Source organism: Nocardiopsis dassonvillei (assembly GCF_964273065.1).
In the GTDB taxonomy this organism is placed as follows: Bacteria; Actinomycetota; Actinomycetes; order Streptosporangiales; family Streptosporangiaceae; genus Nocardiopsis; species Nocardiopsis dassonvillei_B.
The window spans coordinates 5,276,337-5,288,311 of the sequence record NZ_OZ186815.1; the positions used below are offsets into that span (position 1 = coordinate 5,276,337).

Sequence of the window (11,975 nt, forward strand, 5' to 3'; positions counted from 1 at the left end):
CACCTGCCGTGGGTACACCTGGCAGGTGCAGGCACGCCGGACCGCCCGCCGCCTACGATCGGGGCATGGAACCTGACAGCCTGGGCGCCTTCCTCAAGACCAGGCGGGACCGCGTCACCCCCGGGGACGTGGGCCTGCGCACCTACGGAACGGCCCGGCGCGTCCCGGGCCTGCGCCGCGAGGAGCTGGCCCAGCTGGCAGGGGTGAGCGCCGGGTACTACACCCGCCTCGAACAGGGGCAGTCGGGCACCGCCTCGGCCCAGGTCCTGGACGCCCTCGCCCGGGTCCTGCTGCTCGACCCCGACGAGACCGCCCACCTGCACAACCTCGCCCGCCGCCCGGCCGTGCCCCGGATGGTCCGGCCGAGGCCGGAGCGCCCGCACCCCCGGGTGCTGACCCTGCTCCGGTCGCTGGGGGAGAGCGTTCCGGCGATCGTGTGGGGGCGCCGCGGCGACGTGCTGGCGTGGAACCGCACCGGACACGCCCTGTTCGCCGGACACGTCGACTTCGACGCCCCCGACGAACCGGCCCGGCGGCCCTCCAACGCGCGGCTGTTCTTCCTGGACCCGCACACCAGGGACCTGTACCGCAACAGGGAGGACCTGGCCCGCGCCCACGTCGCCTACCTGCGACTGGCCGGCGGCCGGTACCCCACCGACGGGCGGCTGGCCGAGCTGGTCGGCGAACTGGTGATGCGCAGCCCCGAGTTCGCCTCCCTGTGGGCCCGGGGCGAGGTCGCGGACTGCACGACCGGCCCCATGCACCTGCGGCACCCGGTGGTGGGCGACCTGGAGGTGGACTACCAGGTCTGGCTCCAGCCGGACAGCCCCGACCACCGGCTGGAGATCTACACCCCGCAGAACACCGCCTCCGCCGACGCCCTGCGCCTGCTCGCCGACGGAGTTCAGTCGTCGAGCCGCTCCCAGTCCACGGGGAGCCCCCGCAGCGGGGCCAGGGCGCTCCGGTGCGACGCGCCCGCCCACACGTCGAACCGGTCGTCCGAAGCGGAGACCGCCGCGACCAGGCCCGGAGCCGCGTAGAGGCGGGTGGGCATCCGGGGGGCCAGGAACGGCCGCAGGGGCACGGGGCGCAGCGCCCGGGCCACGGCCCCGGCCTCCTCGGCGGAGGCGCTGACGGCCAGGGCGCCGTACTCGGCGCGGACGGCGGCCTCGTAGAGGGTGAACTGGAGCAGGAACCGGCTGAGGGGTTCCTCCTCGGTCACCGGCTCGCCGATGCCGTCGACGAACCAGACGGCCGGGTCGTCCCCGAAGCCGCCGGGCCCCCGGCGCAGCTCCCAGGAGAACCCTCCCTGGTTCTCCGTGCCCAGGACGCACGGTCCGTCGGATGCCGGATCGAGCTCCTGCGGGGGCCGGAGGAAGTTCTGCCCGCCCAGGAGGAGCGGCCGGGCCGCGGCGAGCCGGTGGAACCGGGCCAGCGGCCGGGGCAGGTCCGGACGGCCCCCGGCCTCCGGGGGCCCCTCGGCCGGGTACCACCCGGTGGCGAACCCCTCCAGGGCCCCGAGGGGGTCGTCCTGCACCCCCTCCAGCCAGGAGAGGCCGGGCGGGTCCGAGGCTTCGGCGGGGCGGACCCGCTCGAGGAGGTCGCGGTCCAGGGGCGCGCACAACTCCACCGCGAACTCGGTGAGCCGGCGCACGGAGTCGCCGGGGGCGAGGTGCGAACCGGAGCGGACGTGCCGCCCCCGGCCGAGGTGGAGGTGGCCCCCGGCCGTCCGGACCACCACGTGCAGGGGCCGGTCGTCCTCCGGGGGGTACCACTCGCCGAGCGCTCCGGCCAGGGGGACCTCGCCGAGGAGGCGGACCTCCTCCGCGTTCCAGACGCAGCTCCGCCCGGTTCCGTCCCCCGCGTCCACCACGGCCAGGACGCCGTCCACCCCCAGGACCAGCTCCGCCCGGTGGAACGCCGCGCGCTCCAGGAGCCTCCCGGTCAGGGCGGCCATGCCCGCCGCGTCGATCCGATCCATCCTGGCCCCTCCCGAACGCCCGCCGGGGGAACCGTACCGGGTCTTGCGCTCCCTCGGCGGCGGGGACCACCCTCAGCACACCGGCCGACCAACAGGAAAGTCGAACAGGCGGACGGCGGACGACCCGTCGCACCTCGTCTCCGCCGCGCCGGCCGGTCCACGCGGCGGGCTCCGCCCGGTCGGCCCGGGGCGACCGCCGACGAACCCGCGGAGCCGTTCCCCGTCGGCCCCCGGGCGGCCTCCCCGACCCCGCAGGCCCTCGGACGCGCCGGGCCCGCCATCGGGGGCGGGGAGGCGCGGCGGCGCCCGTGCCGGTCCCCGGACGCGCCGGGCGGGCTCCTGCGCGAGCTCCGCCGAGGCGGCGGGCCGGGCCTGTGGACAGGGCCCGGTCCGTCCCCGGCGGCCGGTACTGTCGATCCGTGGCAGATCTCCCCGACGTCCCGACCCTGCTCGACACCGCCGTGACCGCCCTGGGCGGCACCCGGCGCGAAGGCCAGTCGGCCATGGCGGCCGCCGTCGCCGACGCCGTCGACAGACGCGAACACCTCGTCGTCCAGGCGGGCACCGGCACCGGCAAGTCCCTGGCCTACCTCGTCCCGGCCATCCGGCGCGCGATGGAGAAGGACACCACCGTCGTGGTCTCCACCGCCACCATCGCCCTGCAGAACCAGCTCATCGACCGCGACCTGCCGCGCCTGGCCGAGGCACTCAAGCCGCTGCTGCGCCGGGAGCCCACGTTCGCGGTCCTCAAGGGCCGCCGCAACTACCTGTGCCGCAACCGGCTGCACACCGCCGCCGACGACTCCGACGAGGCCGAGCTGTTCGACCCCCGCCAGCTGTCCTCCCTGGGCAAACAGGTGGCCCGCCTGCACGAGTGGGCGGAGGAGACCACCACCGGCGACCGCGACGAACTCGTCCCGGGCGTCACCGACCTGGCCTGGCGGCAGGTCTCGGTGGCGGCCAACGAGTGCATGGGCGCCCGCATCTGCCCCTTCGGCCAGGAGTGCTTCGCCGAGTTCGCGCGCGAGGAGGCCAAGGGCGTGGACGTGGTCGTCACCAACCACGCCATGCTGTCCATCGACATGACCCAGGGCAACCACATCCTGCCCGAGCACGACACGATCATGATCGACGAGGCCCACGAGCTGGTCGACCGGGCCACCTCGGTGGCCACCGGCACCCTGGCCGAGCGCACCGTCTCCGTCGCCGCCAAGCGCGCCGCCCGCCTCATCGAGCCGATGGTCGCCGAGAGGCTGACCGAGGCGGGCGAAGGCCTGGCGCTGATGTTCGCCGACGCCCCCGAGGGACGCATCGACCACATCGACGAGGGACTGGCCGGTGCGGTGGCGGTCGTCCGCGACGCCGCGTCGGCCTGCGTCACCGCCATCGGCCCCTCCCCGGGGGAACAGGAGGCGGAGGCCGCCAGCGAGCGCCGTCTGGCGCTGGCCGCCCTCACCGAGGTCCACGACACCGCGGTCCGGGTCCTGGAGTCCTTCGAGCCCGCGCTGCGCGACCGCACGGACGTCGTGTGGCTCACCAAGGTCCCGGGCCGCCGTCCCACTCTGAGCGTCGCCCCGCTGGCCGTGGGCGGGCTGCTGCGCGAGAAGCTCTTCGGCGACCGCACCGTCGTCCTCACCTCCGCCACCCTCACCCTGGGCGGCTCCTTCGGATCGCTGGCCCGCCAGTGGGGGCTGGGCCGGGAGGTCGGGCAGGAGGCGGCCGAGCGCGCCGCCGCCCCCGCCGGGGAGGGCGGCGAGGACGGAGAGGACGGTCCGCACCGCGCCGCGGGCGAGCCCCGGTGGCGGGCGCTGGACGTCGGCTCCCCGTTCGACCACGCCCGCAGCGGCATCCTCTACGTCGCCGCCCACCTGCCCCCGCCCGGCCGGGACGGGCTCTCACCGGCCTACCTGGACGAGATCGCCGAGCTCATCGAGGCCGCAGACGGCCGCACCCTGGGCCTGTTCTCGTCGATGCGCGCCGCCCAGCAGGCCGCCGAGGAGCTGCGCGAGCGCCTGGACCACCCCCTGCTCTGCCAGGGGGAGGACTCCACCGGCCAGCTGGTCCGCCGGTTCGCCGAGGACGAGAACGCCTGCCTGTTCGGCACCCTGTCGCTGTGGCAGGGGGTGGACGTGCCGGGCCCGTCGCTCTCGCTGGTGATCGTGGACCGCATCCCGTTCCCGCGCCCGGACGACCCGCTGGCCTCGGCCCGCCAGCGCGCCGTGGCGGCCCACGGCGGCAACGGCTTCCTGTCGGTGGCGGCCACCCACGCGGCCCTGCTGCTCGCCCAGGGCACGGGCCGCCTGCTGCGTTCCACCAGCGACCGGGGCGTGATCGCGGTCCTGGACCCGAGACTGGCGACCGCCCGCTACGGCGGCTTCCTGCGCGCCTCCCTGCCGCCGTACTGGGGCACCACCGATCCGCAGGTGGCCCGGTCGGCGCTGCGCCGCCTGTCGGGCCGGACCGCGGCGGTCTGAGCCCGGACACGGAGACGGCCGGACGCCCCGAGGGCGTCCGGCCGTCTCCGTGTCCGTGTCAGCCGCGGGTGCGGTAGCCGAAGAGCCGCACCGCGTACCCGGGGGAGTCGTCCTCGGCCTCCTGGATGAACCAGCGGTCGTCGTGCTCGCCCACCAGCAGCTCGTTCCACATCATGTCGATCAGCTTGAGCCGGGACACCACAGAGGCCTCGGGGTCCAGCACGATCGAGTACGCGCGGTCGGTCAGCCGCTGGGTCACCATGCCCACGGACTGGCCGTCCCAGATGGCGGGGACGGGGGCGTGGCCCACCTCGATCCCGCACAGCCGCAGCTGCTCGACCTCCTCGTCGAGGGCTTCGGCGGCCAGCGCGCCGTCCAGGCGCAGGGCGTCCTCCAGCTCGTCGCGGTCCTCGTCGGCGCGCAGATAGGCGTGGTAGGTGCGGCGGTTGCAGGTGCGGCACTTGCGCCAGACGACGCACCGGGCCAGTCCGTAGGCGGACTGGGCCTCGCCGACACTCTGGTAGTCGCTCACCTCGCGAATCGTGCCGCAGTCGCAGCACAGGGCCGTGAGATCCTGCTTCATCAGAGTCCCCCCTCCCAGGTGAGTATGCGACGGATGCGGGTCGTTAGGGAACCCGTTCGGTGAGGAAGTCGCGGCAAGGACTCGTCATCAATGCCCAAAATGACCCGGTGACGGGTTTCGCGTGGGCCGGTACCGGTTCTCGACGTGTCCGTTCTCACCTCCTTCATCCGGGCGTGTCCCCGTCCGCGGAGGAGGGAGGGAAGGGCCTGGCGCACACCAAGGTGACCTACGTCTCATAGATCCGGTCGGGGGAAGGGGGGATCGGGCCGCGCCGGGATCAGTCCAGGCTCCGGCCGTTCTTGTTGCGGGCGCTCCAGTCGCGCATCCGCTGCGGGTAGCCCATGATCTGCACGTCGTACGCGGGGATGCCCCGTTTGGCCGCCACCTTGCGGATGACCGCGGGGGAACCGCAGCGGCGCCGGATCCACTCGCCGTCGGTGGCCACCGCCACCGCCGTCGTCTGGGTCGCGAAGGTCTCCGGCTCGACGAAGAACTCCACCCCCACCCTGCTCTCGGCGAACTCGATCAGTGCCTTGATGTCACCGTCCTCGGTCGCGCGGTCGAACCGGGCCTTGCCGGAGCGATTGGCCTTGCGCAGGCCGAAGCGGTCTCGCCATCCCATCGGTGTCCATGTCCCCTAACGGCGGTAACGCGGCTGAACGAGGCCGATTCTATCGGGGGGGATGTCGCCGTCCGGGTGCTCGACCGCCGGTCCTGCACCGGTTTCACGCGTTTTCCGGACAGGCCCGACCACCGGCTGCTACGTTCTGTCTCCACGGCACTACAGGGGGAGACAATGATGCCGATGTGGACGTGGGCGGGGGAGGCGGCACGCCGACTCGCCAACGCGGGACAGATCGAACTGGCCGAAGCTGTGACCGGCCTGCCCCAACTGGCGGAGGCGGGTGACGCCGTCCAGGTGGAGGCGGTCGCCCGCTCCGCCCTGCGCACCGCCCGCCGCCTGGTGGCCGAGGCGGGCGCGGAGAACGCCGAGGTCCCCGGGGTGTTCGGGCCCCCCACCCTGTTCTTCCTGGCCCACTGGCCGCTGGCGGTGCGGGTGGGGGCCCTGGCCGAGGGCGGCCGGGCGCTGCCCCGGGCGGTCGCCGTCGCCGAGGACGCACCCGGCCCGCACGACCACGGGCCGCTGCCCGTCTCCGCCGTGGAGACCCTGGTCCGCTGCCACGCCAACGTGGACGCGGCGGGCACCACCGGCCTGCGCCGCGAACTGCTGTCCTCGCGCAACCTCGCCGGGTGGGAGCGCACCCCCGCCTGGCCCGCGTTCACCCTGGCCCGGATCCACCTGCTCATCGACGAGGACGACCCCGAGCGGGCCGAAACCGAGCTGCGCCGCTACGAGCACACCGCCACCGGTCCCGCCCTGCTCGGAGCCGACGGCATCTTCACCCTGGTCCGCGCACTGCGCCGCCGCGACGCGCACACCCAGGCCCTGGAGGTGCTGGACCGGATGGAGGCCGAGCTCGCCCTCGAACCGAACAACCCGCGCAGGCCCGCCCTGCGCCGCCGCATCCGGTTCGAGCGCGCCCGCCTGCTGTCCTGGCTGGCCCGCCTGGGCCAGTGCCCGGCCCGCGACGCGGTGGGCCCGCTGCCCACCGTCGAGGAGGCCGAGGCCCACCCGTTCCTGCGCCCGGCCTGGGTGGAGGCGGTGGAGAACCTGGTCTGCCAGGGCATCGTCCGCAACGACTGGCGGCTGGGCGTGCGCGTCACCACCTGGTCCCGCTACTTCGAACGCGTGGGCGCGCCCCGGCGCGGCGCCGAGCTCGCCCTCGCCGCGGCCCGCCTGGCGGCGGGGCGGGGAGCCCGGTGGGTGGCGGGCTGCTCCGCCCGCCGCGCCGAACGCCTCATCGGCGAGCTGGCCGCCACCGGCGAGATCCGCGGAGACCTCGCCGAGGTGCACGCCATGATCGCCGCGATGCCGCCGGTCCGGCCGCTGGCCCCGCCCGACGGCATCCTGGACTTCCTGCGCGCCCAGACCGCCGAGGAGGTGGACCCGGAGAACCAGGCCGAGCAGGTCAACGCCGCCCTGGAGCACCGGCCGCACGACACCCTGCTGCTCACCGCGCTGGGCCAGGTCGGCCGCACCCTGATGCTCTCCGACGCCGCCACCGAGCCCCAGTGGCGCCACGTCCGCGAGCGGCCCGGCGACCAGCGCGCCGCCCTGTCGCTGCTGGAGACCCTGCTGCACGACAACGACACCGCGGGGGTGCGCGACCTGGTCCGCACCCTCGCCGCCGGGGCCCTGCCCGCCCCCGGCGGCGTCCCGGCCGCCGGCCGCGGGGCCGAACTCGCCCGGCACGGCTGACACCCCGGGGCCGGGGAGGGCCGGGCCGGGTGAACGCCCGCAGTGCGCCGTCCGCCCCGTGCCGCCCCACCCGATACGGCGCTCCGGCGCCTCTAGGGCGGGGCCGACGCCAGGGGCGCCCGCGGTGGTCCGGAAAAGCCCGTCCGGACCCGGTCTAACGGGCGGCCGAGCGTTCCCCGGCGGCCAGGGCGCGCCCGGCCGGGTAGGCCAGGGCGGCCGCGGGCAGGCGCGCCGGGCGGCCGCCGGCCAGCACCCGCACCCGGCCCCCGCCCTCCCCGGCGACGCCTCCGGATCCGCCGATCCGGCGCAGTGCCTGCGCGGCCACGGCGCCCGCCGCGGTGAACAGCTCCACCTCACCGGAGGCGTCCGGCCGCTGCCGCAGGGCCTGCGTGATCGCCTCGGCGACCAGGTCGTAGTGCGTGCATCCCAGCACGATCCCGCGCACCCGGCCCGGGGTGCGCTCCGCGGCGTACGCCGCCGCGTCGGCGATCCGCCCCGGGTCGGCCGACTCCACCGCCTCCGCCAGCCCGACGCACGCCACCGGGGTCACGTCGACCCCCCGGGCGAAGGTCTCCACCAGCCGTCGCTGGTACTCGCTGCGGGTGGTCGCCGCGGTCGACCACACCGCGATCGGCGTGCCCGACGCCGCCGCGGGCTTGATCGCCGGGACAGTGCCCACCACGGGCACCTCCGGCTCGAACCGCGTCCGCAGTTCCGCCAGCCCGTGCACCGACGCCGTGTTGCACGGCACCACCACCGCGTCCACGTCCCCCCCGGCGGCCCGCACCGCGGCCTCCGCACCCGCCAGGGCGCGTTCGATGATCTCGCCGGGGGTACGCGCGCCCCACGGCATGTGGTCGGGGTCCATGGACAGGAACAGCTCGGCGTCCGGCCGTGCCGCGAACAGCGCCGCGGCGGTGGACAGCATGCCGATTCCGGAATCAACGAGAGCGATGCGCACGACCCCTGATCCTATCCGCGTGTCCCCGCCGCCCTCCGACGCGCCGCCCGGACCCGCACGTCGCCGCCCCGGACCGGGCCTCCCCGGCCGCGACACGAACGGGACACGACATAAATGGGGTGGTTTCCTTCGTTACCGATAGGTAGAACTGAGGGGATCGGCCCTCTCCGGCCCCCGGCGGCCGGTTCGACCGATCCACGCTGTGCCCCACTCGTGCGGACGACCGGGAACGGAATCAGGGATGAGTCCTCAACGGCAGAGAACGAACAGCGGCACCGCCCCGGGCGGCGACACGGGCCTGGCCCGGCACATCGCGGCGGTCAACCGGTTGCGCCGCGACTACCGGTCCCTGCCGCCCGACGCCCCCGTCCGGCTGGCCAAACCGACCTCCAACCTCTTCCGGTTCCGCGAGCCCACCTCGGCGCCCGCCCTCGACGTCTCCGAGTTCACCGGCGTCATCTCCATCGACCCGGTCGAGCGCCTGGCCGACGTCGGCGGCATGACCACCTACGAGGACCTGGTCGCCGCCACCCTCCCGCACGGGCTCATGCCCACCGTCGTCCCCCAGCTGCGCACCATCACCCTGGGCGGCGCCGTCACCGGGATGGGCATCGAGTCGTCCTCGTTCCGCAACGGCCTGCCGCACGAGGCCGTCCAGGAGATGGAGATCCTCACCGGCTCCGGCGACATCGTCACCGCCACCCGCGACAACGCCCACGCCGACCTCTTCCACGGCTTCCCCAACTCCTACGGCACCCTCGGCTACAGCCTGCGACTGCGCATCGAACTGGAACCGGTCTCCCCGTACGTGCACCTCCGCCACCTGCGCTTCCACGACGCGGCCTCGGCCATGGACGCCCTGGCCCGCATCTGCGCCGACCGCTCGCACGACGGGCGGCCGGTCGACTTCGTCGACGGTGTCGCCTTCTCCCGCGACGAGCTGTACCTGACGGTCGCCCGCTTCACCGACCGGGCGCCCTGGGTCGGCGACTACACCGGCAGGGACATCTACTACCGCTCCATCCAGGCCAACGCCGGCGGCCCCGGCGACTACCTCACCGTCCACGACTACCTGTGGCGCTGGGACACCGACTGGTTCTGGTGCTCGCGCGCCTTCGGCGTCCAGAACCCGGTGGTGCGCTCCCTGTGGCCGCGCTCCCTCAAGCGCTCCGACGTCTACCGCAGGCTCGTGGCCTGGGACCGGCGCACCGCCTTCTCCCGGCTGCTCGACCACTACCGGGGGCGCCGCCCCAAGGAGCCGCTCATCCAGGACATCGAGGTGGGGGTGGAGCGCGGCGCCGAGTTCCTCGACTTCTTCCACGAGGAGATCGGCATGACCCCGGTCTGGATGTGCCCGCTGCGACTGAAGGAACCGCGCAGGGCCGACCTGGCCCCCGGCGACCACGTGTGGCCGCTCTACCCGCTGGAGAGCGACCGCCTCTACGTCAACTTCGGCTTCTGGGGCCTGGTCGACATGAAGCCCGGCCAGCGCCGCGCCCACCACAACCGGCGGGTGGAGGAGCGCGTCGCCGAACTGGACGGCCACAAGTCGCTGTACTCCGACTCCTTCTACACCGAGGAGGAGTTCTGGCGGCTCTACAACGGCTCGGCCTACGCCGACCTCAAGGAGGCCTACGACCCGAGGGGAAGGCTGCTCGACCTGTACGCCAAGTGCGTGCGCAACGGATGACACCAGGCAGAAACGGGAGGCGACCCGTGGTGCGGGCCGCATCCGCGAGAGGAAGGGAAAGAAGAACATGCGGCTCGCCGAGATCTTCGAGCGCGTCGTGGGACCGGACGCGCCCATCCGCTTCACGGCCTACGACGGCAGTGCCTCCGGAGACCCGACCAGCGACGTCCACCTGCACGTGCGCACCCCCGTCGCGGTCAACTACCTGGCCCAGTCGCCCAACGCCCTGGGGCTGACCCGCGCCTACGTCTCCGGGCACCTGGAGCTGGAGGGCGACATGTACACCGCCCTGCGGAGGATGGCCGACTTCGTCTTCGCGGAGGGGGTCAACGTGTCCGCCCGCGACCTGGCCGCCATCGTCCGCTCCGTGGGCTGGGTCAAGTTCGTCAACCGGGTGGCCCCGCCGCCCCAGGAGGTCACCCGCGGCCGACTCGCGGGGCTGGGCTGGCGCCACTCCAAGCAGCGCGACGCCGAGGCCATCCACCACCACTACGACGTCTCCAACGCCTTCTACGAGCTGGTCCTGGGCCCGTCCATGACCTACACCTGCGCGGTCTTCGACGACGCCGACGCCGCCCCGGACCGGGTGGAGGCGAACGACGGCGCGCTGGAGAGCGCCCAGTTCCGCAAGTACGAGCTGGTCGCGAACAAGCTCGGCCTGGAGCCGGGCATGCGCCTGCTCGACGTGGGCTGCGGCTGGGGCGGCATGGTCATGCACGCCGCCCGCGAGCACAAGGTCAAGGCGCTGGGCGTCACCCTGTCCAAGGAGCAGGCCGAGTGGGCGGCCAAGCGCATCGCCCAGGAGGGCCTGTCCGACCTGGCCGAGGTGCGCCACATGGACTACCGGGACGTCCCCGACGGCGGCTTCGACCGGATCAGCTCCATCGGCCTGACCGAGCACATCGGGGCCCGCAACCTCCCGGCCTACTTCTCGTCACTCCACGACAAGCTGGTGCCCGGCGGGCGGCTGCTCAACCACTGCATCACCAGGCCCCGCAACGACCTGCGCCCGATGGACACCGACGGCGTCATCAACCGCTACGTGTTCCCCGACGGAGAACTGGAGGGCCCCGGGGAGATCCAGACGGCCATGAACGACGCCGGGTTCGAGATCCGCCACCAGGAGAACCTGCGCGAGCACTACGCGCTGACCCTGCGCCACTGGGGAGCCAACCTGGAGCGGAACTGGGACGCGGCGGTCGCCGAGGTCGGCGAGGGCACCGCCCGGGTCTGGCGGCTGTACATGGCCGGGTGCGTACTCGGCTTCGAGAGGAACGTGGTGCAGCTCCACCAGATCCTGGGTGCCAAGCTCGACGGCACCGACGCGCACATGCCGCTGCGCCCGCGCTTCCAGTAGGGCCGGGGCCGGGAACGCCGTTCGCCCGCGGCGATCCCGGCCTGTCCGCGCCCCGTCGGGGCCCGCGGCACGGCATCATGGACACGAGACCGTACGAGGAGTGCCCGTGACCGAGAACGCCGAGGGGGAAGGCCCCCTCGCCCCGGACCAGCCCGACCACGTCAAGCGCACCGCGATCGACCTGATCGCGGCCTACGCCGACCGCAACCGGGACGAGCTGGAGCGGGTCGTCCCGCGGGCGGCCGACGACGCCGGGGCGGTGCAGTCCGAGCTGCGGGTCATCGCCGCCTTCCTGGGCCGCCGGGTCCAGGGGACCGGGGTCGTGTGGAAGCCCGCCGACTCCCGCGAGGCCGTGGCCCGCACCGTCGCGGAGATGCTCCCGCCGGAGCTGGAGTTCGCGGTCGCCACCGCCTGGGAGGCCCACACCGTGGGAGAGGAGGAGGCCGCCGAGCGCTTCACCCGCGGCGACCCGATGGTCTACGTCCACATGCTCGCCGCGTTCTCCGCCGCCATCGGCCTGGCGGTGTACAAACGCGCCGAGCTCATCTCCACCCTGCGCCAGGTGACCGGACTGTCCGACTGAGGGGCCGCAGGGGCGCCCGGGACCGG

Annotated in this window: 9 protein-coding genes; 6 read left to right on the plus strand and 3 right to left on the minus strand. The window is 74.2% G+C overall.

The window, feature by feature from the left end; genetic code table 11:
* The first annotated feature begins 65 nt into the window (after window positions 1-65).
* Window positions 66-1,040, plus strand: coding sequence for a helix-turn-helix domain-containing protein (locus tag ACSUPR_RS23620; protein WP_436886912.1), 975 nt, complete (start codon window positions 66-68; stop codon window positions 1,038-1,040).
* 1,360 nt (window positions 1,041-2,400) lie between these two features.
* Entirely contained in the window at window positions 2,401-4,455 is a 2,055-nt protein-coding gene (locus ACSUPR_RS23625) for an ATP-dependent DNA helicase (protein ID WP_436886913.1), read from the plus strand.
* Window positions 4,456-4,513: 58 nt separating this feature from the next.
* On the opposite strand, the gene ACSUPR_RS23630 is transcribed toward ACSUPR_RS23625, so the two are convergent.
* Window positions 4,514-5,038 carry a DUF6315 family protein gene (locus tag ACSUPR_RS23630; protein WP_436886914.1) on the minus strand — a complete coding sequence of 175 codons (525 nt, stop codon included), beginning with the start codon at window positions 5,036-5,038 and terminating at the stop codon, window positions 4,514-4,516.
* Window positions 5,039-5,315: 277 nt separating this feature from the next.
* Window positions 5,316-5,660, minus strand: a complete 345-nt coding sequence (locus ACSUPR_RS23635) for a hypothetical protein (protein WP_436886915.1) — start codon at window positions 5,658-5,660, stop codon at window positions 5,316-5,318.
* Between the two features lie 177 nt (window positions 5,661-5,837).
* Between ACSUPR_RS23635 and ACSUPR_RS23640 the strand changes: the two genes are divergently transcribed.
* Complete coding sequence (locus ACSUPR_RS23640) at window positions 5,838-7,358, plus strand: hypothetical protein (protein WP_436886916.1); 1,521 nt, start codon at window positions 5,838-5,840, stop codon at window positions 7,356-7,358.
* A gap of 154 nt (window positions 7,359-7,512) precedes the next feature.
* Here ACSUPR_RS23640 and ACSUPR_RS23645 read toward each other — a convergent pair whose 3' ends face one another.
* Window positions 7,513-8,319 (minus strand): glutamate racemase, encoded by an 807-nt coding sequence (locus ACSUPR_RS23645; RefSeq protein WP_436886917.1) that lies wholly within the window; start codon window positions 8,317-8,319, stop codon window positions 7,513-7,515.
* Between the two features lie 241 nt (window positions 8,320-8,560).
* Here ACSUPR_RS23645 and ACSUPR_RS23650 point away from each other — a divergent pair, with 241 nt between their 5' ends.
* From ACSUPR_RS23650 to ACSUPR_RS23660, 3 genes are all read left to right on the plus strand, one after another.
* Window positions 8,561-10,009 (plus strand): FAD-binding oxidoreductase, encoded by a 1,449-nt coding sequence (locus tag ACSUPR_RS23650; protein WP_436886918.1) that lies wholly within the window; start codon window positions 8,561-8,563, stop codon window positions 10,007-10,009.
* A gap of 67 nt (window positions 10,010-10,076) precedes the next feature.
* Window positions 10,077-11,366, plus strand: coding sequence for a class I SAM-dependent methyltransferase (locus tag ACSUPR_RS23655; RefSeq protein ID WP_436886919.1), 1,290 nt, complete (start codon window positions 10,077-10,079; stop codon window positions 11,364-11,366).
* A 100-nt stretch (window positions 11,367-11,466) separates the two neighbouring features.
* Complete coding sequence (locus ACSUPR_RS23660; protein WP_436886920.1) at window positions 11,467-11,949, plus strand: hypothetical protein; 483 nt, start codon at window positions 11,467-11,469, stop codon at window positions 11,947-11,949.
* The last annotated feature ends 26 nt before the right edge of the window (window positions 11,950-11,975 follow it).